This window comes from Bacillus sp. Nf3, assembly GCF_003028545.1.
Taxonomy (GTDB): Bacteria; Bacillota; Bacilli; order Bacillales; family Bacillaceae; genus Bacillus; species Bacillus safensis.
This window is the reverse complement of sequence record NZ_PYUA01000004.1, coordinates 213,892-240,337: the sequence shown is the minus strand read 5'-3', so window position 1 is coordinate 240,337 and position 26,446 is coordinate 213,892. Positions and strand designations below refer to the sequence as shown.

26 protein-coding genes are annotated in these 26,446 nt (G+C 42.0%); 2 read left to right on the top strand and 24 right to left on the bottom strand.

Translation table 11 applies throughout. The features are described 5' to 3' along the window. Positions 1-144 precede the first annotated feature (144 nt). The 8 genes from opp4C to C9414_RS14050 all read right to left on the bottom strand — a co-directional run bounded on the left by opp4C (position 145) and on the right by C9414_RS14050 (position 9,197). Entirely contained in the window at positions 145-1,044 is a 900-nt protein-coding gene (opp4C, locus tag C9414_RS14085) for an oligopeptide ABC transporter permease (RefSeq protein ID WP_080772319.1), read from the bottom strand. A gap of 33 nt (positions 1,045-1,077) precedes the next feature. Then, complete coding sequence (locus tag C9414_RS14080) at positions 1,078-2,028, bottom strand: ABC transporter permease (protein ID WP_047201791.1); 951 nt, start codon at positions 2,026-2,028, stop codon at positions 1,078-1,080. Between the two features lie 217 nt (positions 2,029-2,245). Next, positions 2,246-3,880, bottom strand: a complete 1,635-nt coding sequence (locus C9414_RS14075) for a peptide-binding protein (protein ID WP_047201790.1) — start codon at positions 3,878-3,880, stop codon at positions 2,246-2,248. An 85-nt stretch (positions 3,881-3,965) separates the two neighbouring features. Beyond that, a complete protein-coding gene (locus C9414_RS14070) occupies positions 3,966-4,988 on the bottom strand; it encodes an ABC transporter ATP-binding protein (protein WP_107163862.1) in 1,023 nt (340 codons plus the stop codon). Then, a complete protein-coding gene (locus C9414_RS14065; protein WP_047201788.1) occupies positions 4,985-5,965 on the bottom strand; it encodes an ABC transporter ATP-binding protein in 981 nt (326 codons plus the stop codon). Before C9414_RS14065 ends, C9414_RS14070 begins: the two co-directional genes overlap by 4 nt. A gap of 149 nt (positions 5,966-6,114) precedes the next feature. Beyond that, entirely contained in the window at positions 6,115-6,918 is an 804-nt protein-coding gene (locus tag C9414_RS14060) for a DUF2268 domain-containing putative Zn-dependent protease (RefSeq protein WP_107163861.1), read from the bottom strand. A gap of 77 nt (positions 6,919-6,995) precedes the next feature. Then, positions 6,996-8,237 (bottom strand): beta-ketoacyl-ACP synthase II, encoded by a 1,242-nt coding sequence (fabF, locus tag C9414_RS14055; RefSeq protein WP_047201786.1) that lies wholly within the window; start codon positions 8,235-8,237, stop codon positions 6,996-6,998. 21 nt (positions 8,238-8,258) lie between these two features. Further along, positions 8,259-9,197, bottom strand: a complete 939-nt coding sequence (locus C9414_RS14050; protein ID WP_024425052.1) for a beta-ketoacyl-ACP synthase III — start codon at positions 9,195-9,197, stop codon at positions 8,259-8,261. A 169-nt stretch (positions 9,198-9,366) separates the two neighbouring features. On the opposite strand from C9414_RS14050, the gene C9414_RS14045 reads away from it, so the two are divergent. Next, positions 9,367-9,600, top strand: coding sequence for a hypothetical protein (locus C9414_RS14045; protein ID WP_047201785.1), 234 nt, complete (start codon positions 9,367-9,369; stop codon positions 9,598-9,600). A gap of 10 nt (positions 9,601-9,610) precedes the next feature. On the opposite strand, the gene C9414_RS14040 is transcribed toward C9414_RS14045, so the two are convergent. The 4 genes from C9414_RS14040 to C9414_RS14025 form a co-directional block, all read right to left on the bottom strand. Beyond that, positions 9,611-9,808 (bottom strand): ComZ family protein, encoded by a 198-nt coding sequence (locus C9414_RS14040; protein WP_024425054.1) that lies wholly within the window; start codon positions 9,806-9,808, stop codon positions 9,611-9,613. 13 nt (positions 9,809-9,821) lie between these two features. Next, positions 9,822-10,784 (bottom strand): BMP family ABC transporter substrate-binding protein, encoded by a 963-nt coding sequence (locus tag C9414_RS14035; RefSeq protein WP_047201784.1) that lies wholly within the window; start codon positions 10,782-10,784, stop codon positions 9,822-9,824. Positions 10,785-10,875: 91 nt separating this feature from the next. After that, on the bottom strand, positions 10,876-11,451 hold the full coding sequence (locus tag C9414_RS14030) for a hypothetical protein (protein WP_064498296.1): 576 nt from the start codon (positions 11,449-11,451) through the stop codon (positions 10,876-10,878). Positions 11,452-11,524: 73 nt separating this feature from the next. Then, positions 11,525-12,265: a hypothetical protein gene (locus C9414_RS14025; RefSeq protein ID WP_047201782.1), complete on the bottom strand. Its 741-nt coding sequence runs from the start codon at positions 12,263-12,265 to the stop codon at positions 11,525-11,527. Positions 12,266-12,477: 212 nt separating this feature from the next. On the opposite strand from C9414_RS14025, the gene C9414_RS14020 reads away from it, so the two are divergent. After that, complete coding sequence (locus C9414_RS14020; RefSeq protein ID WP_003211779.1) at positions 12,478-12,672, top strand: YjzD family protein; 195 nt, start codon at positions 12,478-12,480, stop codon at positions 12,670-12,672. A 126-nt stretch (positions 12,673-12,798) separates the two neighbouring features. Here the strand turns inward: C9414_RS14020 and C9414_RS14015 are convergent, their stop codons facing one another. The 12 genes from C9414_RS14015 to C9414_RS13960 form a co-directional block, all read right to left on the bottom strand. Continuing rightward, positions 12,799-14,064: an MFS transporter gene (locus C9414_RS14015; RefSeq protein ID WP_039177783.1), complete on the bottom strand. Its 1,266-nt coding sequence runs from the start codon at positions 14,062-14,064 to the stop codon at positions 12,799-12,801. Between the two features lie 160 nt (positions 14,065-14,224). Beyond that, positions 14,225-14,404 carry a YjzC family protein gene (locus tag C9414_RS14010; protein WP_008348517.1) on the bottom strand — a complete coding sequence of 60 codons (180 nt, stop codon included), beginning with the start codon at positions 14,402-14,404 and terminating at the stop codon, positions 14,225-14,227. 102 nt (positions 14,405-14,506) lie between these two features. Further along, the gene (gene argF, locus C9414_RS14005; RefSeq protein WP_047201780.1) at positions 14,507-15,457 is read right to left on the bottom strand and encodes an ornithine carbamoyltransferase; all 951 of its coding nucleotides are present in this window, start codon (positions 15,455-15,457) and stop codon (positions 14,507-14,509) included. After that, the gene (locus C9414_RS14000) at positions 15,454-18,534 is read right to left on the bottom strand and encodes a carbamoyl-phosphate synthase (glutamine-hydrolyzing) large subunit (RefSeq protein WP_047201779.1); all 3,081 of its coding nucleotides are present in this window, start codon (positions 18,532-18,534) and stop codon (positions 15,454-15,456) included. The genes argF and C9414_RS14000 overlap by 4 nt, the downstream gene beginning before the upstream one ends. After that, positions 18,527-19,588: a carbamoyl phosphate synthase small subunit gene (locus C9414_RS13995; RefSeq protein ID WP_107163860.1), complete on the bottom strand. Its 1,062-nt coding sequence runs from the start codon at positions 19,586-19,588 to the stop codon at positions 18,527-18,529. Before C9414_RS13995 ends, C9414_RS14000 begins: the two co-directional genes overlap by 8 nt. Positions 19,589-19,658: 70 nt before the next feature. Continuing rightward, positions 19,659-20,810: an acetylornithine transaminase gene (locus tag C9414_RS13990; RefSeq protein ID WP_107163859.1), complete on the bottom strand. Its 1,152-nt coding sequence runs from the start codon at positions 20,808-20,810 to the stop codon at positions 19,659-19,661. Then, positions 20,807-21,583, bottom strand: coding sequence for an acetylglutamate kinase (gene argB / locus C9414_RS13985; protein ID WP_041089795.1), 777 nt, complete (start codon positions 21,581-21,583; stop codon positions 20,807-20,809). The genes C9414_RS13990 and argB overlap by 4 nt, the downstream gene beginning before the upstream one ends. 14 nt (positions 21,584-21,597) lie before the next feature. After that, a complete protein-coding gene (gene argJ, locus C9414_RS13980; RefSeq protein ID WP_107163858.1) occupies positions 21,598-22,818 on the bottom strand; it encodes a bifunctional ornithine acetyltransferase/N-acetylglutamate synthase in 1,221 nt (406 codons plus the stop codon). A 22-nt stretch (positions 22,819-22,840) separates the two neighbouring features. Continuing rightward, positions 22,841-23,878: an N-acetyl-gamma-glutamyl-phosphate reductase gene (gene argC, locus C9414_RS13975; RefSeq protein ID WP_047201777.1), complete on the bottom strand. Its 1,038-nt coding sequence runs from the start codon at positions 23,876-23,878 to the stop codon at positions 22,841-22,843. 137 nt (positions 23,879-24,015) lie between these two features. After that, positions 24,016-24,564, bottom strand: a complete 549-nt coding sequence (locus C9414_RS13970; protein WP_039177758.1) for an MFS transporter — start codon at positions 24,562-24,564, stop codon at positions 24,016-24,018. Further along, positions 24,561-26,006 carry an FAD-binding oxidoreductase gene (locus C9414_RS13965; RefSeq protein ID WP_107163857.1) on the bottom strand — a complete coding sequence of 482 codons (1,446 nt, stop codon included), beginning with the start codon at positions 26,004-26,006 and terminating at the stop codon, positions 24,561-24,563. Before C9414_RS13965 ends, C9414_RS13970 begins: the two co-directional genes overlap by 4 nt. Before the next feature lie 123 nt (positions 26,007-26,129). Further along, complete coding sequence (locus C9414_RS13960) at positions 26,130-26,438, bottom strand: metal-sulfur cluster assembly factor (protein WP_024425066.1); 309 nt, start codon at positions 26,436-26,438, stop codon at positions 26,130-26,132. Positions 26,439-26,446: the final 8 nt, after the last annotated feature.

The window sequence follows — 26,446 nt, the reverse complement described above, 5'->3', positions numbered from 1 at the left end:
CTTTATAAAAACTGTTGTCCACAGTATGGGCAAGGGATAGAGAAATTATTCCAACTTTATCAAAACTTCAAACTGGATGAATGACGGCTTCGTGTCTTTATTTCATTCAGGAAACGGAGGGCGCACGCAGAGCCCCTTTAAACCTTACTTCAGCTTTTTAGGATCAAGCGCATCTCTCAGCCCATCTCCTAAAAAATTAAAGCATAAAACAGTCAGCAAAATGAGTAAACCTGGGAAAAGCGGGTACCACCATGCTTGCACCATAATCGAGAAATTTTGTGCATCTTGCAGCATGTTACCCCAGCTTGCCGTTGGCGGCTGAATACCAAAGCCAAGGTAGCTGAGCGTTGATTCAGCTAAAATGACAGAGCCTACTTTTAATGTAGCTGACACAATAATAGGACCGATACAGTTCGGTAAAATATGCGAAAAGATGATGACATGATTTTTCGTTCCAATGGTTCTTGCCGCGAGTACGAATTCTCTTGTTCGAAGTGATAAGAATTCACTGCGGATGAGCCTGGCGGTTGTTGTCCAGCCTGTCAAAGCAAAGATTAAAATCAATTTATCAATGCCCGGTTTGAAAATGGTGACGAGCGTGATCAATAGAAAAATGTCTGGAATCGACAACACGACATCCACAAACCTCATTAACAAGGAATCAACAAACCCTTTGAAATACCCCGCGACCGCGCCAACGACAGTTCCAATAGTGATTGCACCAACCACCGAGACGAAACCGACCAATAAAGAAACGCGCGCGCCATATAGCACCCTTGAGAAAATATCGCGGCCAAACTTGTCTGTGCCCATAAAATGCTCAGCACTTGGCGGCTGGAGCCGCTTCAATAAATCTTGATGCTCTGGTGCATATGGAGCGATCACTGGAGCAAAAATGGCAGAAAAAATAATGACCAATAAGATCACGGAGCCGGCAACCGCCAATTTATTTTTGAAAAATTTCTCGCAAAATAAACGCAGCATTGTCTCTGGCTTTGGCGGAAGGCCCTCCTTTAATTTGATATCAACAGGAGGTGTTCCCATATTAGGCTGTGCCAATAGTACTTCAGCTCCCTTCTAATATTCAATACGCGGATCAACGATCGCATATAAAATATCCGCTATTAAATTTCCAACCACCACGAGCACTGCGGAAATAACGGTCATCGCCATAATGACCGGATAATCTCTCGAAAAGGCAGAATCAATGAACAGCTTTCCGAGTCCAGGCCAGGTGAAGATTTGTTCCACCACAACCGCGCCGCCAATAAAGGATGGTATCATCAATCCGAAAATCGTTATGACAGGCATAAGACCGTTTCGTAAACCATGCTTAAAAATAACTTTGTTTTCTCTAAAGCCTTTCGCTCTTGCGGTGCGAATGTAATCCTGCCTCATGACATCAAGCATACTCGACCTTGTATACCGGGTCAGCCCTGCCATATCAGCCGTTGCTAAAACAAAGGCAGGTAAAATAATGTGATGGAGCCGGTCAAACACATTAAAATCGGCATTCATGGTAGAGACTCCTCCAGTTGGGAACCAGCCTAGGTTCACGGATAAAACCATAATGAGGATAAGACCAAACCAAAAGTTTGGAATAGCCAGTCCGATAAAAGATGTAACCGTAATCCCATAGTCAAGCTTTGTATACGGACGTTTTGCTGAAAGAACACCAAATGGGATGGCGATCAGCAGGGCAACTAATGTAGAAAAAATCATGAGGATGAGGGTATTTGGCAGCCGGGCAAAAATCAAATCAGCCACGGGCGTTCCCTTTTTGACAATGGATGTGCCAAAGTCACCTTGAAGCATATTGCCAAGCCATTTCATATATTGCACATATTCAGGATCATTCAAACCGTACTTATCAATAAAGGCTTCCCGGTCTGCCGCACTAATGGTAGGGTCCATCATGAGTGACATCGGATCGCCTGGTGCTGCTTTCATAATGGCAAAGGACAAAATGGTAATCCCTAATAAAATAGGAATAGAGAGCAATGTCCTTCTAATGATATATGTAACCATATGCACAACTCCTTTTTCATCGGATCGCCATTCTGTGAAAAAAAGGCTAAAATGATGTTATTTTAGCCCTTTGTCTTCTTTTCAGCGTGATATGAACCCCCTTGAATTCTCGTGCTGATACGGGAGCGCGATTAGCACCACGCAAAGACCTGACACCAAATGCAAGGGATTGTTCTCACGGTGAAAGGGGAGAATCCTCCCCCTCTTCACTATCAGCCTACTGTTCAAGCCACCATTTTTCGATTTTGTAATACTCATCTTTCGGGTGGTAAGAATAGCCTTGAAGATTAGATGGCATAGCGCGATGTGAGTTAGCATAGTAAAGGAACGTATACGGCTGATCCTCTGCGATCAGTTTATAAATTTTTTCATATGCCTTTGAATAATCTTTTCGATCGCTTAATTTTTTAGCATCAACTAACAGCTTATCGACCTCTTTATTTTTATACCAGATGTTATTTAAGCCTTTTTCTGATTGGCTCGAGTGGAAGATGCTAAATTGATCAGGGAATGTCGCAAGACTCCAGCCGAGCAGCAGTGCATCATAATCCCATTTAGGTGCTGTCGTCTGCTCAATGAGTGCACTGAATTCCACAATTTGCGGCTTTGCTTCTACACCAATCTCTTTAAGCTGCTGCTGGACAACGACAGCGATATCTTCACGAACTTTATTACCTTGGTTGGTCTTTAATACAAAGGAGAACTTCTTGCCATCCTTATCAAGATAGCCATCTCCATCTGTATCCTCCCATCCCTCTTCTTTCAGCATTTTTTTCGCTTTTTCTTGATCAAATTCAAACACTGGAACATTTTCATCCTTTGGATAATTCCAGGACAGCGGACTTTCTGGAATGTTGGCTACTTTGCCGTCTCCATCTAGCACTTGGTCAACAATTGTTTGACGATCAATGGCATGTGTCAGCGCTTGGCGGACCTTTTTACTTTTAAAAAGGTCATTTTTCTGGTTCCAGCCAATGTATGAATAATTCAGGCCTAGGTCAGATTCAATTTTAATGTTGCTGACTTTTTCAGCTGTTTGCAGCTCCGCTCCTGGTACAGCAAAGAAATCAATATCGCCTGCTGACAGCTGAGCAATGGCTGCATTTTGGTCAGGAATCGTTTTAATCGTGACGGTATCAAGGTATGGACGTCCATCCCAATAATCGTCAAAGGCTTCTAGTTTGACGTAGTCTCCTTCTTTCCATTCTGCAAATTTAAATGGACCTGAACCGATTGGTTTTTTTCTGTTAAATTCGTTTTCACCGAGGTCCTTTATAGGCACATCACCTAAAATATGCTTAGGTAAAATGCCGTAGCTTCCTAGTGTGACATTATAAAAATAGGGATCTTTTTTATTGAGCTTGAATTCGATCGAGTAGTCCCCTGTCTTTTTAACAGACTCTAATACTTCAAAGCCTGATCCGCGCTCCCCATTGTAGTCCTTATTGATTGGAATGCTGTATGTAAACACAACATCATCAGCAGTCAGTTCTTCCCCATCATGAAACTTCACACCTTTTTTAATGGTGACATCAAACTGCTTGCCATCATCCGATTCTTTAATATCCTCTGCCAGCGATAGCTGAGGGTTGAGCTTTCCGTCTGTTTGAAGTAAGAAGCTGTAGATTCTTTCCTCAATATCAGAGCTTGCCACATCTGTAGAATACAGAGAGTTAAATAGTGTTGGCTCTGCAATTGAACCGATGACAAGATCTCCGCCTTGTACCGGTTTACCTGTGGATTTCTTTTCGCTGTCTCCTGACGTCTTATTTCCACCAGAACAAGCAGCTAGGATTAATGTGAAAATCAGCAGTAAACTGACCAATATGGACTTTCTATTTCTAACTTTCATAGACAATTCCCCCTATTCTTTTTTAAAAATAATGACAGAATCCTGTGTCATCCCCCCTCTCAAAGATGAGATCATACAAGCTTGATCAAGCGTTGTAGAGGTGGCAGGCAACAAAGTGGTTCGTTTTTAACTCCTGAAATGCTGGTACTTTTTCTTTACAGATTTCTTTTGCATGCGGGCATCTTGTGTGAAATACGCAGCCTTTTGGTGGATTTGCAGGACTCGGCAGATCGCCTTGCAGCATAATGCGTTCTCTTTTCACCTGCCCTTTTTTACGGGTGACAGGAACGGAAGAAAGCAAGGCCTGTGTATATGGATGGAGCGGCTCATCGTACAGACTATGTTTATCGGCAAGCTCCATCATTTTGCCGAGATACATGACGCCGACTCTATCGCTAATATGCCTGACCACACTTAAATCGTGAGAGATAAATAGATAGGTAAGATCAAATTCCTCCTGAAGTTCCTCCATTAGATTAATGACCTGCGCCTGAATGGATACATCAAGTGCTGATACAGGCTCATCTGCGATGATCATGTCGGGATTCATGGCAAGCGCACGAGCAATGCCGATTCGCTGCCTCTGCCCGCCTGAAAATTCATGGGGATAGCGGTTCGCAAAGCTTGGATGAAGGCCTACCTTTGATAAAAGCTGTTCTACTTTTTCATTTCTTTCTTTTAAGGAATATAAGTGATGTGTTTTGTAGGGTTCTTTGATGATGCTTCGAAGTGTTTTTCTAGGGTTGAGTGATGCAAAGGGATCTTGAAAAACCATTTGGATGTTTTTTCGTGTAGATTGTCTTAACTTTGATTCTGATACGCGCGTGATGTTTTGCCCTTTAAAAAAGATTTGACCGTCAGTTGGTTCATATAGACGAATCATCGTCCGTCCTAATGTGGATTTACCGCATCCTGACTCCCCGACAATACCCAACGTTTCACCTTTATAAATCTTCAAGTCTATGCCGTCAACAGCTTTTACTGCACCGACTTTTTTCTGAAAGATGCCCGCTTTAATCGGAAAATGTTTTCGAATCTGTTTCAGTTCAAGAATCGTTTCTTTCTCTGGTAATTCCGTTATTTGTGTTTGATTTTGAGCAAGGGTCATGTTTGATCTGCCTCCTCATATAAGAAACATCTGACGCTTCTGCCATCTTCAAATGTTCTCAGCTTAGGCAGTTCACCTAGGCAGCGTTCCTTCACTTGCGGACATCTAGGAGCAAAGCGGCAGCCGGCCGGAAGCTGATCTGGCGCAGGAACATTCCCTTTGATCGCTGTTAACGGCTGGATGTCTCCGTCAATAACAGGAATTGATTCAAGCAGCCCTTCTGTGTAAGGATGAAGCGGCTGTTCAAACAACTCTTCGACGGTCCCATTTTCAACAACCTGTCCGCAGTACATGACAATCACTCGATCTGCTACTTCAGACACGACACCTAAATCATGTGTGATAAGAAGAATAGAAGTACCAAAGGTAGAGCATAAATCTTTCATTAATGTGAGTACCTGTGCTTGAATGGTCACATCCAGGGCTGTTGTCGGTTCATCTGCAATGAGAAGCTTCGGATCACAGCTGAGCGCTATGGCAATCATTACTCTTTGCCGCATGCCGCCTGATAATCGATGCGGATAATCTTTCATGATTTGCTCCGGACGGGAAAAACCAACAAGCTTCAGCAGATCAACCGCTTTTTTGACCGCTTCTTTTTTTGAAATTTTTTTGTGATAGATGAGGATTTCTGTTATTTGTTCTCCGATGGTTAAGACGGGATTAAGTGAGGTCATGGGTTCCTGAAAGATCATAGATACTTCATTACCACGGATGCTGCATAATTCCTTTTCACTATATGTAACAAGGTCCTTTCCATCAAGTTTGATAGAACCGTCCATAATTTTCCCACCAGTTCCATGAATCAGACCCATAATGGATAAGGACGTAATGCTTTTGCCAGATCCAGACTCACCGACTAATGCGACAGTTTCTCCTCTGTTGATGCTGAAATCAACGCCATCAACAGCAGGTATCGGTTCCTTTTTTCGAAAAAAATATGTTTTTAAGTTTTGCACTTCAAGCAGCGTGCTCATTCATTCGCCCCTTTCTCCAAAGATCAATAGAATTCAACCTGAATATTCCGTCTTTTTAAAATAAAAAGAATTATTTGTATATTATTACATCGCTATGACGAAATCAAGAAGTATTTAGTAAATTTGTAATATGTCTCTTTTTATGTGAATTACTCACTTTTTGATTCTATCGCCTTTAAAAAAGTTTCTGACGGCTCTGCAATCATAGACTCCTCGCTGATTCGGTGCTCATTAAAAAATTTTTTCACGATATAAAACCCAGTGGCGTAACCAAGCATTTTAGGGTAGTTCCCTTTTCCATAAAGAAGATTCTGTATCAGCCTTTCGTCGTCCTGGACTTTTTGATTAAGATGACTGGATACCCATTTCTTGTACATGCGATGAAGCTGGGATTCGCTATAGAAGGTGGTCCATTTCGCTGTATAGCTTTCTCCATATCTATGATACACAGCATATTCAGCGAGCCCCTCCATCATGATTGTATCGAGGAATGTAAAGTCTTTTTCTTCTTTTGAGAGAAAATGCAGCCTGCATACATGGTGATATTCGTGAGTCAGCAATGTACCGATTCGCTCCTTCGGGGTATTTGGAGACAAAAAGAGAAAGACCTTGTCATCAAAGGCCATACCGGATTGATAATAAAATTGCTCTCTGATTTCTCTGCTGCTCTCGTTGACAGGTAAAATAAATACGGGAATGTCAGGACCTTCCCACTCTTTTTGAAGCGTTTGGTATTCTTTCATGACAAGCTTGAAGTACCCTTTTTCTTTGAGCTTGTCGATCATGTTTTTACACGAGCTCCAAGATCGAACCATCCCGTGATGCTGCAGGTGAGCGAGGATAGACGACCATTCTTTTTCCTCTGCCCCTTTAAAATAAGGAACAAAGCGCGCCGCAAGCTCCTGAAATGATGATGATTGATGAATGAGATATTGTGTATTGATCAGACCCATACCGCTGAACACCTCCATTTTCATCATATGCAAAAAAGCGGCGATCTGTTTATCGACCGCCGCTTTCTCAGGAAGTATTACGCTTCGTATTTTTTGAAAATAATTGTCGCATTATGCCCGCCAAAACCAAGTGAGTTACTTAAAGCAACTTGTACTTCTTTTGAACGTGCTTCATTTGCTACATAATCAAGATCACATTCTTCATCCGGTGTTTCAAGGTTAATCGTTGGAGGAATGACGCTGTCTTTAATCGCAAGAACAGAGAAAATAGCTTCTACTCCGCCTGCTGCGCCAAGTAAGTGACCTGTCATTGATTTTGTCGAACTGATCGCAAGCTGATTCGCATGCTCTCCGAACACTTCTTTAATCGCCATTGTTTCAAATTTATCATTGTAAGGTGTGCTTGTTCCGTGGGCATTGATATAATCAATTTCTTCCACAGACAAACCTGCATCTCGAATCGCTTCTTTCATAGCGCGGACGCCGCCTTCTCCATTTGGAGCTGGTGCTGTGATATGATATGCATCTCCAGTTGAACCATAACCAACGATTTCTGCATAAATGGTCGCACCACGTTCTAACGCATGCTCAAGTTCTTCAAGAACAATAATCCCTGCTCCTTCACCCATGACAAATCCGTCACGGTTTTTGTCGAACGGACGGCTTGCTGTCTTTGGATCAGGATTTGTCGAAAGGGCCTTGTTCGCACAGAAACCTGCAAACGACATTTTTGTTAATGGCGCTTCCGTACCGCCTGTGATCATTGCATCTGCATCTCCGCGCTGAATCACTTTAAATGCATCACCAATTGAGTTTGTACCTGTTGCACATGCTGTCACTGTACAAGAGTTAACCCCTTTTGCGCCAAGTGCAATCGAAATTTGGCCTGTCGCCATATCTGGAATCATCATTGGAACAAAGAACGGACTTACGCGTCTTGCCCCTTTATTTGAATACACTTCGAACTGCTCTTCAAATGTTTCAAGTCCGCCAATACCAGATCCAACCCATACACCAACACGAGGTGCGATTTCATCTGTGATTTCAAGACGTGAATCTTCTAGCGCCTTTTGAGCTGCAACGACTGCATATTGCGTGAAGCGTGCCATTTTTCGCGCTTCTTTTTTCTCCATGTAATCTTCAATGTTAAAATCCTTTAATTCTGCAGCTACTTTTGCGGTATATTCACTTGAATCGACACGTGTGATCGGTCCAACCCCTGATACACCCGCTAAAGCATTTTTCCATGTTGATTCTACATCGTTGCCAAGTGGTGTCAAAGCACCTAATCCTGTAACAACTACTCGTTTCTTATCCATTAATTTGTGCACCCCACTCTTTTATCGGCCCCATCGCATAGCGATTGCGCCCCACGTTAATCCGCCACCAAAACCAACCATTACAATCACATCGCCGTCATGAATTTTTCCGGCTTCGATTTCTTCACATAGTGAAATTGGAATGGATGCTGCTGACGTGTTTCCATATTTATGGACTGTTTTCGACATTTTTTCAACTGGCAGCTCTAAGCGTTCGCGTGCTGCTTCCATAATGCGAATGTTTGCTTGATGCGGAATCAAGAAGTCAACGTCTTCTTTAGATAGCCCAGCTTTTTCAATGACGTTTACGCTTGATTCGCCCATTTGTCTTACAGCAAATTTAAATACTTCTCTTCCATTCATGATTGTATGATCTTTTTCATCTAAGTACAAGTGCTTCCCGCCGCTTCCATCGGCTCCGAGTTCAAATGATAGTATTCCTTTGCCTTCGCTGACTTCTCCTAACACTGCAGCTCCAGCTCCATCTCCGAACAATACAGCTGTATTGCGGTCATCCCAGTCGGTAATGCGAGAAAGCTTTTCAACGCCAACAACAAGCACATGTTTGTAAGTTCCTGATTCGATAAATTGTTTTCCAGTAACAAGCCCATACATAAAGCCAGCACACGCAGCGCTAATATCCATTGCACATGCTTTATGTGCACCGAGCTGCTCTTGAATCATACAAGCGACTGTCGGAAATGCTTGATCTGGCGTGACTGTCGCCACAAGAATCATATCGATATCTTCTGCAGCCACATCTGCGTCAGCTAATGCTTTTTTTGCAGCAGCAAGCGCCATATGAGATGTATTGACATCATCAGATGCAATTCTTCTTTCTTCTATACCTGTTCTAGTACGAATCCACTCGTCAGAAGTTTCAACCATTTTTTCTAAATCATGATTTGTTAATACTTTTTCAGGTATATAGCGGCCAAGGCCAATAATTCCAGCATTCATTGAATAAGACTCCTTTTACTCATACGAGCATGTGATATTGTGATCTTATATTAGTATCTGGTACTAATTTTACCTTATTTTTTTCTCCTTGGCAATACAAACGTCTAACCTTTCCTCTCACTTTTTTCATAGATTAATGATATACCAATAATAGAAAGGAACATGTGATATGGCGCAAAAAGATATTTTCTCAACGATGATGTTTGGGCAGCCGCTTGAAAAGGAGAAAAAAAAGACAGAAGCAAAGGAGGAACGTGCGGAGACATCTTCAAGTGATGACTCAATTGACTACATGCATGTCATGAATCAAATTGGGAACATTATGAACTCCATTGATGAGCTGAAGCCTGTGTTTAAAGATGTTGGTCCTATGATTAGTGCCTTCAAGAAAAAATTATCATAAAAAAAAGCCACTATTCTGTGGCTTTTTCTGATTCTGCATCTGCTTTTCCAAGCTCGTATGCTTCCTGCATGACAGATGTAAATAATGTTAGTAGCGGCTGAAGCGCTTCAGGCTCAAGCTGAATCCCTGCTTTATCTAATTCTTCCTTTGCCTGCGGAAAATACTTCATAGCAATTTGTAAAAATTCCATCGATTTTTCGTGCTGCATGATCGTCGTCTCCTCACTTTTCATTTGGCAGTTTGCCAGTTTTTTTGTAAGATGCAATATCACTTTCAATGTCTTTCACAAAAGCGTCGTCAATGGTGGTGCTAAATTTCCCCATCTCGATCACTCCTTCTTTAAAATCAAAGGAGTACTCACCTTGTTCATTTAGCTTGCCTTCATTAAATTTCTTTGCAATGATGCTGTACGCTTTATCAACATGCTGGACAGTGCTCGTTAAAACCGTATGACTTCCGAGGTTGGATTGATCGGTCACGTACCCGATCGCTGATAAATTATCGGTTTTGATTTGTTCAATGACAGGGATATTATAACCATCACCTGCTGGATACACAACATCTACACCCTGCTTTTTTAATTTTTGATAGAGCTCCACCGCTTTGTCAGCATCATCCCAGTTTTCGACAAACTCTGCTAACACTTGTACATGTTCATCTTGATATTTTGCCCCTTTGATAAAGCCGTCTACCTCACTTTGCCAATCATATGTAGCAAGAATACCAATCTTTTTTGTTTTAGACATATGTGCAGCTGTCATGCCTCCGAAAAAGCCCATCGCTTCACCTTTAAACGTCACGTTTGTGACATTGTCCGCCTGAGGCTTGTTTCCATTGACCGTAATAAATTGTATGTTTGGATAATCTTCACTGATCAAGTTGAAAATTTCACTGTATTCATTGCCATGGCCAATAATCAAATTGACTCCTTTTTTATGGAATTCTTCAATGGCATCAACGATTTTCTCCTTGTCGACCATTCCTTCCTTATAATAAACATCTACACCAAATGTTGATTGGATACTTAATAAGCCTTTATAACCTTTCGTTCCCCAAACTTGATCATTGATCGTATCGGGGACGAGTAAACCCACCTTCTCAATTTTTCCTTTTAAAGGCGCCTGCGAGCAGGCAGATAATAGAAGAAGGAACGAAAAGATCATGACAAGCCGCTGGTACTTCATGCCATGTTCAACTCCCTTTTGCAACATGCAGTGATGAACCTGTATGTTAAATATAGGTTTATTTTATACTGAAAAAAGATAAGATGGAAGATCATTCTTGCTTTTTGTCGAAAAATGTTGAGTTTTGTCTTTTCCACTCAGCTATCATATCTTCTGCTTTTTTGTCATCTGTTTCGCTTTCTACCTTCAATTCATACGTCATGTCCTGTCTTTGACCTGTGTCCGATGCCCATTGTAACAAGTTCTTCGCCACATCTTCTACAAAAAATGAATCATCGCGCTTTGTTTGATCTTCATTGAGTGTCCATGGTCCGAACATGTGAGGAAGAATCACTGCCGGTACATTCTGTTTTGTTGATTCGTTTTCAGGTTTATCAAAAAGAATCCGGTACATGCCATGCTTTGCTTTGATGTCTTCCTGTCTGTTATGCGGTTCCTCTGATTGAATAAAAACGAGGTCATACGTGTCTTTGCTATCCTGAAGGTCAATGACACGAACGAGATCATTTCTGCCCAGCCACATCATCCGCTCTTCTAACAGTCCTTTTTGTTCTTCTTTAAGATCATGAGGACGCGTGATATCCACTTGAATGCCCTCTTTCATCATATATTCACAAAGTGTCAGGCCAAAAAACTCATCTGCCCCTATGATCAGTCCTGTTTCCATGTTCATGTCCCCTTTTTTAATATCGAATAAAAAGAAGAGCCCTTTCTATGAAGGGCTGTTATCATCCTATTCATCACAATTCTCTTTCATGCGATTTATAAAACTTGTGAATGGATTGAAAGATTCTTCTCGGATGATCAAACATATGCAGTGTGAGATCGATCTGACAATGTTCTGGATTTTTCATATGCTGATCAATAAAAGGCTTTGCGTGAAGTTCATATGCATAAGGTGCGCCGTTTAGTCTTTGCCATATATGAATCGGCACATGAGCAGAATGAACAGGGCAAGAAGGCAGCGGATACGTTTCAGCTTCCTTTTCAGAACAGCCATAGCTCTCTGCTAACTCTTTGATCAGCTGCTTGTAAAAGAATTTGTGTTCCTTTTCTCTTTCTCGTTGTGCATCCAGATTCAGACATGGATTCATCATCGCAATGGACCTTAACACTTCGGGCATCTCCTCAGCAAGGCTCATGGCAACAAGTGCGCCCATTCCCTCTGCAAGCACATGAATTTCCCGGTTTAATATTTCTTGTTTTAATGTGTGATGCACGAGCTGCTTGGCACTAAAAACAGCATCTTCGCATCCCCAGTGATTCCCATGAAGTTGACTATTAAACAATGTATATCCTTCATCCTTTAAGGCAGTTAAAAGCTGGTTTCTTCCATAATGCTGAAGCCAGAATGATGTATTTTCCTGCACAAAGTGATTTCGGTCACCGAGGATTAGAATGCCAAAGCCATTTGGTTTTTGAGGAAGGTGAATGATGTTCCACTGGGAACCAAGCTGGAAAAAACGTTCGCTTACACCCATATGGCCAGCCTCCTTTCAGTGATTCTGCTTTCTATGATATGAACAACAACTCTTGTAGGAATAAGGAAATCCCCTAAAGACAGAAGAATTCTTTTTATTTTTATAGCAGAAGGTCTAAAAATGGTCACATAAAGGCGGAAAACAGTCTTTTCCCTTCACTTGCATCTATGGTATGATAATCAATAGATTGTTACATAAAGGACGGTGGGATTATGCATTATATTATCACCCTCATTTGGACTTTTCTGCTGACACATATGGCTGGTTACATCGTTGCCTCTATGAATGGAGCTGCTTATGATTTTACGCTCACTTCCATTCTTGCAGTTGTGTTTACGGTTATTTTATTCATCTTTGCTGAAGTAAGTCCAATGAAAGAAACGGAAAGTTCAACAAAACACTCTTAATATGCAAGAAAACGATTTGTGAAAAAGAGCTAAAATGATGTTTAGCTCTTTTTTCTTTTTTTCTGCGTGATTAAAAAGCGGCATGCTAAAACCCCCTGTCTATAACATTCAGGGGGTTTTTATCGTTTACACCTCGACGGTTTCGGACTTTTGTTTGTCCGCTGTCAAATGGCTTTTCGCAAGCCCTGTAAACAGGAAGATCGCGATACCTGATAAAATTTCAAGGATTCCTCCGCCAGCAATGACGGGTCCCGCTCCAAATCTTTCTGCCAGAACGCCTGATACGACAGCTGCAAGCGGGAGAAAGACATTTGATGACGCATTGATCACAGCATATACTTGCGGCTGATCCTCTTGGTCAACAGACGTTTGAATAATGACCATTTCTGGTACATTGATCGCACTGACAGCAGCTCCGAAAATAAAGGAAGCAAGCAGAACGACCGGCAGCCATGTACTCATCCCTGTCATAAAGAACGCGGCCCCTTCAATCATGCCAGCGACAATAAAGAACAAACCAAATCTCTTAATTTTGACCTTCGCTAGAGCAAAGCCCATCATAAACGCGCCCACTGCGGCAACGCCTCTTAAAATGGAATACACCATGGAGTCGCTTTGCAGCGCTTCTGCTACGTATACCGCTGAGAGCGCCTGCCACGGAGCTGCTGCGACATTCATTAAGATACAATAAAGTGTGAGTGCAAATAAAATGTGATGGTTTTTGACAACGAGAAACCCTTTTTTTAAGTTATACAAATATGTATTCTTCGCTTGTTTAATGCCTGCTGCTTTTTCTTCATCGGTTTTCTTCAGCTTAACCCCGATAATAAACAGGCCAGAAATAACAAATAAAGCAGTGGTGATCAGCAGGGTATCAGCAGGTCCAATCAATTTAACCAAAAGACCAGCCACCATGACTGCTGCAAGTGCAACAATCTCAAAAGAAGATTGCAGGATCGCATTTGCTTTTTGAATGAGATGCTTTGGAACAATCTGCGGTAAGATGGCCACCGAAGCTGGATTATATGCTGCACCTGTTGCCGATTGAATAACCATTAATGAGATCAATAACCATAGAGGCAATAGATGCGAAAAGTGCAGAAGTGGAATAATGAGTACAATTGTTGCTCGAACAACATCTGAAGCGAACATCCATTTAGACAAATGATGCTTTTTCATAAGAGGTCCTAATATTGGGGCTAACAAAGATGAAGGGAGAACAGTTACTGCTAGAAGAAGTCCTGTACCGAGCGCTCCATCCCCTCTTAAAATCAATAGCCAAAGGACGGATGTAAAAGCAAAACTTTCCCCTGTGTTTTTAATGAGTCTTGATATGAATAATGAGGTGAAGCGTTTATTCCAAACACTTTCACTGAGATTCATCTTTTCCATCACACAAATCCTTTCAACAATATTTTCCAATTACACATTATAGTTTAATTTCCATACTATTTATTTGAAAATTGGAACTTAATTGCTTTTTATTATAAAGAAAAAAGAGGCATGACACATGCCTCTAAAGTCTTATTCATGCTGACTCTTAGTCAATTGCTTACGGCTTTCTTTGGTAGGTCCAAACACGATTATGGTTCGAGTTATCAGGAAAGACATCGCCTGCTTTAAGTTTAATCTTTAAAGGATCTTTCACCATACTGCCAGTTTCGCCGATCTCGATATACACACCATTATTTGGTGCTTTATTCCCTGATTTAAATTGATGCTGCTGACCCATTTTCATCCTCCTTTCTCGATTGATGTTATTATGTCCCGTCCCTTGCCTCTCCAATCCTTTATGCAAAAAGTCCCTGCTCATACGAGTCAGGGACACTTTGATTTATTTGGATGGTTGATACATAAGTTCTTTCATTAACGCTTTTTGCACATGCAGGCGGTTTTCTGCCTGTTGAAATACTTTTGAGTGCGGCCCGTCAATAATATCTGCCGTCACTTCTTCGCCGCGATGCGCCGGGAGGCAATGAAGGAAAATATAGTCCTTTGCCGCATGACTTATCAGTTCGTCATTGATTTGATATTCTTTAAATTCAGCAAGACGTTTCTCTGTTTCTGCTTCCTGTCCCATGCTTGTAAACACATCTGAATAAATAACATCTGCATCTTTTACAGCTGCAACAGCATCTGTCGTCACGGTCACTTCTGCGCCTGATTGTTTCGCAAACTCACGGGCAGTGTCTGTTACTTCTTGAAGTGGTTCATAGCCTTTTGGTGATGCAACCGCAATGTCACAGCCTAGCTGTGCACAGCCGACCATCAAGGAGTGCGCCACGTTATTTCCGTCACCGATATAGGCCACTTTGATTCCTTTTAACGTGCCTTTTGTTTCTTTAATCGTTAATAAATCAGCAAGTGCCTGACATGGATGTGAGTAGTCCGTTAAGCCATTAATGACTGGAATGGACGCGTATTGTGCAAGCTCTTCAACCTTCTCATGCTCAAAGGTTCGAATCATAATACCGTTGACATAGCCAGACAGCACCTGCGCTGTATCACTGATGGTTTCCCCTCTGCCAATTTGCAAATCATTTGAACTGAGGAAGAGCGCATGTCCTCCTAGCTGCGTCATTCCCGCTTCAAACGAGACACGGGTTCTAGTCGAAGATTTTTCAAAGATCATTGCTAACGTTTTCCCTTTGAATAAATCTTGATATGGGTTTTGTTTCATTTCTTCCGCTTTTTCAATTAAATAAGCAATCTCATGGATTGAGAAATCTTTTAACGATAAAAAGTCTTTTCCGTATAATGCCGGTTGCACGTCGATTTGACTCATGCCGTCACTTCCTTTTTATATAATTCATGGAGCGATACTGGTGACACATCTCCATTTTTCCCTTGCAGGAATGCTTGAACAGTTTCATATTCGGTTAGGACTTGAACGCCGTGTGTGAGTGCTTTTACACGCTGTTCTTTTGCCTCTTCATCTTCTCCTAAATGAATATGAAGGGATTTATCTTCATTCTGCAGCCAGGATTCAAAGCTGCCAGTCCAGACGTCAAAGCCTGCATGTTTTGCTTCATCTATCAATTGCTCACTGCCTTGTATAAAGAGGCTTCCTTTTTTCTTCCAGATAGGCGCAAACACTTTTTTCAAGGCGCTTTCGGCGTTCTTGCCTACACACATTCCTTCCCCTGTCGCTTTCATTTCAGGTGTCAGCTTGAGGTCGATATCTTGAATGGCATGGGATGAGAACACTGGGAATTTGACCGCTGTCCCCCCTTTGTTTTTCGTTGCAGGGTTTAGCTCTTCAAGCGCCGCACCAGCTAATAATTGAGTGGCCATTGGGATCATATCAATGCCCATTACCTTACTGACGACTGGCACAGTCCGGCTTGCCCGCGGATTCACCTCTAATACAAGCGCCTGATCACCTTTGATGACAAATTGGATATTCATAATGCCCTTGAACGCTAATTTCTTCGCTATTTGTTCAGACGCGGTATGCACCTGCTGTTTGATGTCTTCACTGATCGAGATACTTGGTAAAATAGCAAAGCTGTCACCTGAGTGCACGCCCGCTTTCTCAATATGTTCTACGATCGTTGGAATGAAGGCTGTTTTTCCATCAGAAATAAGATCCACTTCAACTTCTTTTCCAGTGACGTACTCATCAATTAAGATTGGGTATGGCAAATGATCTGGCTGATCCAGCAGTGACGCCAAATGTGCTTCTGACTGAACAACGATCATTCCCATTCCGCCAATGACATACGATGGGCGAATTAATACAGGGTAACCGATGCTTTTCGCATGTACGAGTGCTTCTTCTTTTGAATGAGCCGTATCTCCTTTTGCGTGAGGAAGGTTCAGTTCATCAAGAAGCTGATAGAATAAATCACGGTCTTCAAGTGCATCCAGCGTAGCAAAGGACGTACCTAACAACGTGACACCGGCTTTTTCTAAGCCTTCTGCGACGTTGATCGCAGTCTGTCCGCCAAATTGGACAATGACAAAATCAACTTGTTCTGCTTCCACAACGTTTAGGATGTGCTCTAATGTAATTGGCTCAAAATATAAACGATCTGCAATCTCATAATCAGTACTGACTGTTTCTGGATTGTTGTTCATCATGATGGTTTCAAACCCAAGCTTTTGCAAGGTAAGAACGCCATGAACGGCACTATAATCAAATTCGACCCCCTGCCCGATTCGAATCGGACCTGAGCCAATGATAAGAGCACGCTGCTTTGTTTTTTCTTGATGCTCACCATCACTTTTGCCAAAGTAGGTGGAATAGAAGTAATTCGTTTTTGCATCAAATTCCGCCGCACATGTGTCGACAATTTTAAATGAAGCAGCAATCCCGTACTCTTGACGGAGCTGCCTGATTGACTCTTCCGTTTGACCCGTAAGAAGAGCAATCGTTTCATCAAGGAAGCCTTTTTCTTTTACCTTTTTCAATGTATCTTTTGATAGCGCCCCCTTATGATCTTTCAATTCTTGTTCGAGCGTGATCATATTCTGGAACACATGTAAGAAGAATCGATCGATTTTCGTCGTTTGATGAATCGTTTCAACCGTTTCTTGTCTTGAAAGAAGCTCCATAACAGCAAAAAACCGGCGATCGTCTGGTGTTTTGATGAGTTCAAATAATTGTTCTGTCGATTGCTCTTTCAGTTCTGGCAGGTGGAAGCCCTTCGTTTTAATTTCAAGGGATGCAACTGCTTTTTGGATGGCTGATTCTAAATTCCGATCAATCGCCATGACTTCGCCAGTGGCCTTCATTTTTGTGCCTAATTGCCGGTCTGCCTGTTTAAATTTATCAAACGGCCAGCGCGGGAATTTCACGACAACATAATCGAGTGCCGGCTCAAAACTAGCATAGGTTGTGCCTGTGAGCGGGTTTTTCAATTCGTCTAGCGTATACCCCACCGCAAGCTTAGCTGCCATTTTCGCAATTGGATAGCCTGTTGCTTTTGATGCTAGAGCGGATGAACGGCTGACCCGAGGATTCACCTCAATGACAAAGTATTCTTTACTGAGTGGATCAAGGGCAAATTGGATGTTGCAGCCGCCGACTACATCCAGCGCTGAAATGATTTTCAGGCTCGCTGAACGGAGCATTTGATAATCCTGATCCGTTAATGTTTGGGAAGGTGCAACGACAATTGAGTCTCCTGTATGCACACCAACTGGATCAATATTTTCCATGTTGCATACCGTGATACACGTATTTTGACGGTCTCTCATGACCTCATATTCGACTTCTTTAAAGCCGGCTATGCTTTTTTCAACCAAACACTGGTGAATCGGACTCGCTAAAAGAGCTCCTTCAATGAGCGGCTTAAACGCCTCTTCTGTTAGAGCGATTCCGCCGCCTTTACCGCCAAGTGTGTATGCTGGTCTTAGGATGACTGGGAAGCCGACTTCTTTTGCAAATTGAAGGGCATCTTCCGCATTATCCACAATTTCACTATCTGGCACAGGTTCGTTCAAATGCTTCATGAGAGCACGGAATTTCTCTCGATCTTCACCGTTTTCAATTGTTTCAACTGACGTTCCGAGCAGGGTCACCCCATGCTTTTTCAGCACACCGGCTTTTTCTAGCTCGACAGCAAGGTTTAAAGCCGTCTGTCCGCCAAGGTTGGCTAAAAGACCATCTGGTTTTTCCTTTTCAATGATTCTTGTCACTGAATCAACTGAAAGCGGTTCAAAATAGATTTCATCAGCAAATGACTCGTCTGTCATAATGGTTGCTGGGTTATTATTCACTAAGATGACTTTGTAGCCTTCTTCTTTTAAGGCCATACACCCTTGTGTTCCTGAGTAATCAAATTCTGCTGCCTGACCAATGATGATTGGACCAGACCCGATGACTAGAATGGTTTGTATGCTTTGATCTTTAGGCATGTGCGACTTCTCTCCTTGCTTGTTTCACTTTCTCAATAAAATCATCGAATACCCATTCACTTTCAGCAGGCCCTGGGTGTGCTTCTGGATGAAATTGAACTGACATAATCAGCTTTTCTTTATGAATGAATCCTTCTACAGATCCATCATTGACATGAAGGAATTTCACATCCACTTCTTTGTCATTCATGCTTTTTTCATTCACCACATAGCTGTGGTTCTGACTTGTCATAAAGACACGTTTGGATTCTGTATCCTGTACAGGATGATTCGCTCCCCTGTGGCCAAATGGCAGCTTATACGTATCTCCGCCAAGTGCAAGAGCGATTAATTGGTGACCTAAGCAGATTCCAAGTGTCGGGAATGTCATCATGATGTCATGAATCGTTTTTAAATACGGTGTCATGGTTTTCGGATCTCCAGGTCCGTTTGACAGCAGAATCGCATCAGGTTTGATCTCAAACACCTTTTCCATTTGTTTATATGGAATGACGGTTACTTTACAGCCGCGCGCTGCAAGCGAATCTGCAATTGATTTTTTAAAGCCAAAATCAATGAGCGCCACATGTTCCTCACCGCTGCCTTGTGTGTAGATCTTGCTATCTGTCACCTGTGCGACGACATTGTCTTGTTTCATTGCAGGCGGCGTTTCGTTTTCGTCTACACTAAGCACAGCGTTCATCGTTCCATTTGCCCGGATGTTTTGCACGACTGCACGCGTATCTGTATGTGTCAGAAGCGGAATATTCCACTTTTGTAAATAATCTTTTAAGCTGACCGCTGCAAGATGATGTGAAAAATGCTCTGCTGCCTCGTAAACAACCACCGCTTTTACTTGAGGCTTTTTGCTCTCAAAGTCTTCATGGTTAATGCCGTAATTTCCGATCAGCGGATATGTGAAAACAATGATCTGACCTTTATAGGAAGGATCTGTGAGCACCTCTTGATAACCTGTCATACCTGTAAAAAAGACCACTTCACCTGTAATGCCAGCTTCTCCTGTCAGATCTCCTTCAAAAGAGGCTCCATCTTCTAAATTTAAATAACCTTTCATGCTTATGTCACCCCAAAATTGAATAATTAATGATATAAATGCATTTTTATACGTTTATTTGTAAAAAAATTTACACCGAAACTGTTTTATTAGCTAATACTTGAACAATTGCTTCGATCGCTTGATCCAGCTCTGCTTTCTTCACATTCAGCGGAGGTAATAAACGAATGACATTTGGACCAGCTGGTAGCACCAGCAACCCTTGTTCTCTAAGAGCTGAGATATAGTCACCGACTGGCCGATCACATTCAATACCTGCCATCAATCCTTTTCCCCGCACTTCTTTTACAATATTCAGCTGTTTGACATTTTGCAGCTTTTCTAACAAGTAATCGCCCTTTTCTTTCACTTCTGAAAGAAACTCTTCTTGGAAAATTACATCGAGTGTTGCATTCACAGCGGCCATGGCAAGCATATTTCCACCAAATGTTGTACCATGTGAACCTGGGGAGAATGCATCTCCTAGAGTTTTTTTCCCTATAACTGCACCAACTGGAAAGCCGTTTCCTAACCCCTTTGCTGCAGAGATAATATCAGGATCAAGACACGTCTCTTCGTACGCAAATGCTGTTCCTGTACGACCGATGCCCGTTTGAATTTCATCTACAATCAGCAGTGCTTCATGCTTTGTGCAAAATGCTTGAACTGCTTCTAGAAATTCTGGTGTCGCTGGATTCACTCCACCTTCACCTTGCACAACCTCCAGCATCACCGCTGCCACATCATCGACTGCACAGGCTGACATAGCGTCTGGATCATTAAACGGTACATAGTGAAAGCCTTCTAGCATAGGACCAAAGCCAGTTTTGATTTTATCTTGACCTGTGGCAGCCATGCCAGCATACGTGCGCCCATGGAAAGAGTGCAAAAATGTGATAATATTTGTTTTCCCTGTCGCTTTACGTGCTAATTTAATGGCACCTTCATTTGCCTCTGCTCCGCTATTGCAGAAAAACACGAGATCCCCTGAACTGTTTGCTGCCAGTTTTTCTGCTGCTTTTTCTTGCAGACCATTTTCAAACAGATTCGACACATGCCAGACGTGATCAAGCTGTTCCTTAATGGCTTGATTGACCTTTGGGTGATTGTGGCCTAAATTTGTTACTGCAATGCCTTGGATAAAGTCTAAATATTTTTTTCCATTTGTATCGACTGCCCAAGAACCTGCTGCCTCTTTAATCTCAACATTCCACCGTCCATAGTTTTGAAAAAGATGACTCACAGGACCGCCTCCTTTTGTTTTACGATTCTTGTGCCTTTAAAGGTTTCTCCTGTAAAGATACTGCCTTTGCCATTTACGATCATCACTTCATCCACATCACCTGATAAAGCACTCAAAGCTGATTGTACTTTTGGAATCATTCCCCCGGAAATAATGCCTTCATCAATGAGTGAAAGGGCTTCTTGTTCGGTGACGACATCTAATAGTTCACCATTTTTTAAAATGCCTTCAACATCTGTGACAAACATGAGCTTATCAGCTTTCATGGCTCCGGCGACAGCTGATGCTGCTAAATCAGCATTCACATTTAAGGTTTGGCATTCTTCCGTCATAGACAGCGGCGCAATTACAGGAATGAATTGTTTCTCCATGAGTGCTTCCGCCATCTCTGGATGAACTTCTTTGATTTCGCCAACATACCCGTAAACGTCTTGATCAAGGAAATCGGCGACAAGCATCTGCCCATCTTTACCGGATACGCCGACAGATGATATATCATGCTTTGCGAGCTCTGACACAAAGTATTTATTGACTGTTCCCGAGAGAACCATTTCGGCTACTTCTAACACAGGCTTCGTTGTTTTACGCTGACCGTCAACAAATTCTGTTTTCACCTCTAATTTTTGCAGCATGTCGGTGATTTCAGGTCCTCCGCCATGCACGATAGCCAGCTTAAATCCAGCAGCTTGAAGCGAGCGGACATTCTCATAAAAGGTATCTGAAAGTTCTCGAATGACACTGCCTCCACACTTGAACACGATCGTTTTATCCATGCCTATCTCCTTCTTTATGTGCGATAGCTCGCGTTAATTTTCACATAATCATAGGTGAGATCACAGCCCCAAGCTGCTGCTTCACCATTTCCCTCACTCATTTGAATGAAAATCGTAATCTCATCCTGCTCTAGATATGCTTTTGCTTCCTCTTCTGAGAATGGCTGCGGTTCATTGTGTTTGAATAAACATTGTCCGCCTAAATAAACTTCTACCTCTTCCGGAGTGACGGAAGCTGCGCTATGACCAATGGCTCCAACGATTCGACCCCAGTTAGCATCCGTACCATATACGGCGGTTTTGACAAGACTTGAACCAACGATTTTTTTCGCAATGATGCCGGCTTCCAAATTATTTTTAGCACCAGCGACTTTCGCTTCAATTAATTTCGTTGCACCTTCTCCATCTCTCGCAATCTCTTTGGCTAAATCCTCACAAGCTAGTTTTAATCCTTCTTTAAACAAAGGCCATTCTGGATGCTCTTCATTGAGTACATCGTTTTCTGCCATGCCATTTGCCATCACGAGCACCATATCGTTTGTCGACGTTTCTCCATCGACGGTAATTTGATTAAAGGTCACATCTGTAATGTCACGAAGCGCTTGCTGTAACGCTTCCTGTTCGACATTTGCATCTGTTGTGACAAAGCCAAGCATTGTGGCCATGTTCGGGTGAATCATGCCAGAGCCTTTTGCTGCGCCTGAAATGATGATCTCTTTTCCGTCTATCGTAAGGGTGTATGTTGTATTTTTAATGACAGTATCTGTCGTTAAGATCGCTTCTTCAAAATGGCCTTTTTCGGCTTTTGCTTCTTTTAACTCGGCGATGCCCTTTTTGATTTTATCCATATCCAGACATTCCCCAATGACACCAGTAGAAGAAACAGCGATGTAATCAGGTGCTACACCTAACATATCTGCACAGGCTGCCTGCATGTCGTACGCGTCTTTTAATCCCTGCTCACCAGTACATGCATTGGCGATGGCACTATTGACAATGACACCTTTTAATTGTCCTGTCTTTTTTAAGCTTTGTTGTGTGACTTTGAGAGGCGCAGCTTGAAAGTGACTTTGTGTGTAGACCGCTGCACTTGCTGCTGGTACTTCGCTGACGATGAGGCCAAGGTCTTTTTTTGAATAGCGCAAGCCAATGTGAATCCCCTTCGCTTCAAAGCCTTTTGGTGATGATACGTCACCGTCTATTTTGACAATGCTTTTTTCATTCAATTCGATCATGTTTGTTGTCTCCCCTGTTCTCTTATGGATAAAGAGGTGTCATTGTGAGGCCCGCCTCTTCATGTAAGCCTTTGATGATGTTGAAGTTTTGAACCGCTTGGCCGGCCGCGCCTTTCATGAGATTGTCTATGACCGACACGATTGTAAGTCTCCCTGTTCGCTCATCTAAATGAAAGCCAATGTCACAGAAGTTACTGCCATATACTTCTTTCGTTTGTGGATAAACGCCGTGATCTCTCACTCTGACAAAATAGGAATCTTCATAAAAGCCTTTCATTCGCTTCATCAATTCTTCTTTTGTGACATCGGTTTTTAATTGTGTATACATCGTCGCCATAATCCCTCTTGTCATCGGGACAAGATGCGTAGAAAATGTGACGTTCGCCGTCTGCGGATTCCATTCTCTTAATATTTGCTCTATTTCTGGCGTATGCTGATGCTCATTCACCTTATAAATTTTAAAGTTATCGTTTAGTTCTGAAAAATGCGTTCCAAGTGAGGCAGATCGTCCGGCACCGGACACCCCTGTTTTTGCATCTATTATAATCATAGATTCATCGATGACATTCTGTTTGATGAGTGGTGCTAAACCGAGAAGAACTGCGGTAGGAAAGCAGCCCGGATTGGCAATCACTTCAGCTTGTTGAATTTTGTCACGATTCAGTTCGGATAAACCGTACACCGCTTGTTGAACAGATGCTTCATCCGCTGCCCTTCGTTTATACCAAGCTTCATAGGTGGCTCCATCTTGAATGCGCAAATCACCTGATAAATCAATGATCGGCACTCCTTGATTCATAAGCTTTGGCGTCAGTTCACTTGATACGCCTGCTGGAGTCGCTAAAAACACAGCATCTGTCTCTTGCACAATAGCAGCCGGGTCAATGGCTTTTAATGTTTGGTCAGTAATCGTTGTTAGATGTGGATAAGATTGACTGTATGATTGCCCATCACCACTTGATGAATACAATATACATTCCTCCACATGCGGGTGATGCTTGAAGATACGAACCAATTCCGCACCACCGTACCCTGTAGCACCTATAATACCTATTTTCAACGTCAATACACCCTCTTGATCTTTGTGAAATTATTTAACATTATAACATGTATAAAAATTAATTCAATTGTATATTTAATATTTGTTTTCATTTTTTTTCAACAAAAAAACCGCATATCTTCACGAGACATGCGGATTTATCTTTCGTTTTTGATATAGATGACCATGAGCGCACTGCATAAATATAATATAGAGCTTGCATAAAAAATGAAGTAAACGGTAAAGAAATCAGCGAACAGACCTCCAAGCATAATAGCGATGGATGAAAAAAGGGCTGTCCAAAAATGATAGTGACCGACTTCTTTCATTCTTTTGTTCTCTGTTGTGAGGTCCGTGACGAGCAGTTTCTCTCCGTGCTTTTGAAAGCCGCCAAGCGCACCAAGTGCCAGCTGAATCATATACACTTGCTCCACTTCTGTTATATGCGGAAAAAGCAGCAAAAGAAACGCCATACCGAACGAATGAATGATTAAAAAGAGCCGCCTGTCGGTGGTTTCGGGCAGTTTCCCTAAGAGTAAATGAATAAATGCTCCGCTTAAACCAAACAGGCCGTAGGCAAGACCAAACTGTGAATAGCTTGACCCAACATTTTTAATAAAAAGAATGTAAAAAGGGAAAATCAAACTGCTGGCGAAAAACAGCAGACTTTGTGAGTAAACGAACCATTTCATTGCTTTTGCATTCATTGTGTATTGTACCTCTCATAAAAGTAGTTGGTGAACGTGCCATCTGGATCTGCTTGTTTTTTCTTTTGGAAGAATACATCGGTTTTAGGATACGCCCGCTTCATTTGCGCTTTCGTTTGATAAGGCATATACGGTAAGTAATAGCTTCCATCGTGCTGCAGCGTGATATCTGTCATTTTTCGAATGATTCGCTCGGCTTCCGCCTTCTCTTCTTTTTCGAACCCGTAATTCACTAAAAGCACAAGTGCAAACATATCTTGTTTCGCATAGGAGAGATCCGCTTTTTCATTTTTTTGTACATAACGTATTGTGATATTCATTAGATTCAAATCTTCTTGTTGTAAAAAGGATCTCATGTCATCAATGTACGCACGAAAACGGTCAACTGGGACGAAATATTCCTGCAGCACATCTGTGTCAGATTCATTTTCATATTCTAAAAAGGCAGAGTCAGAACGCATCACATTGTTTCTTGTGATCAGCTGATCATTTTGACTTAAGAAATACTTTTTTTGCAAATTCCAGAGCAGATCTTTTCCCATATCAAATCTTCTTGAAAGGCCGAGCATAAATTTCAAAGGCATGACGAGTTGGTCTTCTTTCAGCTCTTGATATGATGCGATCCCTTGTTGTGAAGTGAGTGAATAATTCGTCACATACATCTCTTTCAAAAAGTTTGATTTCGCTGTTGAGATTCTGGCAAGATGCATGCGTACTTCTTTATTGTGTTTGACATGCTTTTGAAAATAATCCGTATACTCATCGTAACCCAGAGAGGTTGTCTCCATTTTATATAGTTCATCTTTTGTTAAAGAAAGCTCCACATCTAAAATGACGCCGAATAAACCGTATCCCCCAATGACGGCAGTAAATAAATCATCGCCTGGCTTTACTGTGACAATCTCACCGTCTGCTTTTAACAGCCTGAATGAGCGAACTGTGTCAATGAGTGACCCGTAACGAATGTCACGTCCATGTGCGTTTGCACTTAAAGATCCGCCAATTGTAAAGATATTCTGCGATTGCATTACCTTCACAGCAAGACCATATGGATTCACATATTTTTGTATATCATCCCATGTAGCGCCGCTTTGAACCCGAATCGTTTTCTTTTTAGGATCAAACGCTAAAATCTGGCGGAATTCCGTCATATCGAGCACGATGCCGTTTTCATAATATGTGTGGCCGCCCATACTATGCTGTTTACCGGCAATAGAAATCGGCAGGTGTTTTGCTTTTGCTTCTTTCAATACTTCTTTTAACGTGTCTATTTCTTTCCCTTGAACAACTTTTTTGATTTTGACAGGCATGAGATGACTAACATCAGTAAAAGCCTCAAGATCCTGTTTTTTGTGTGTTTGGCCTTCTCGTATAGTGATTGATACAAAAAATGCAGTAGCATATACGATCAAAAGAACGACCCATAGCCATTTTCGTTTCATAATAGGTACTCCGTTCTATAAAATTACATCCATTATATCCAGCCATTCTCTTCCTCCACCTTAATTTTTCATAAAAAAACCTGGCATGAGTTTATCTCATACCAGGCATTTTTCATTTTGTGCTTATTGAATACCGAGCGCGATTTTTGCGTATCTTGACATTTTGTCTCGTGTCCAAGGCGGATTCCATACGATGTGAACTTCTGTTTCTTTTACTTCTGGAAGATCACTTAATGCTTTTTTGACTTCATCCACGATAATTGGTGCAAGAGGACAACCCATTGATGTTAAGGTCATGGTGATATCCGCTTTTCCATTCTCATCAAGATCGACATCATAGACAAGTCCAAGGTTGACGATGTCAACATTCAGCTCAGGGTCAATCACCTGTTCTAGGGCACCTAAAATATTTTCTTTCAATGCTTCATCCATGATATCCA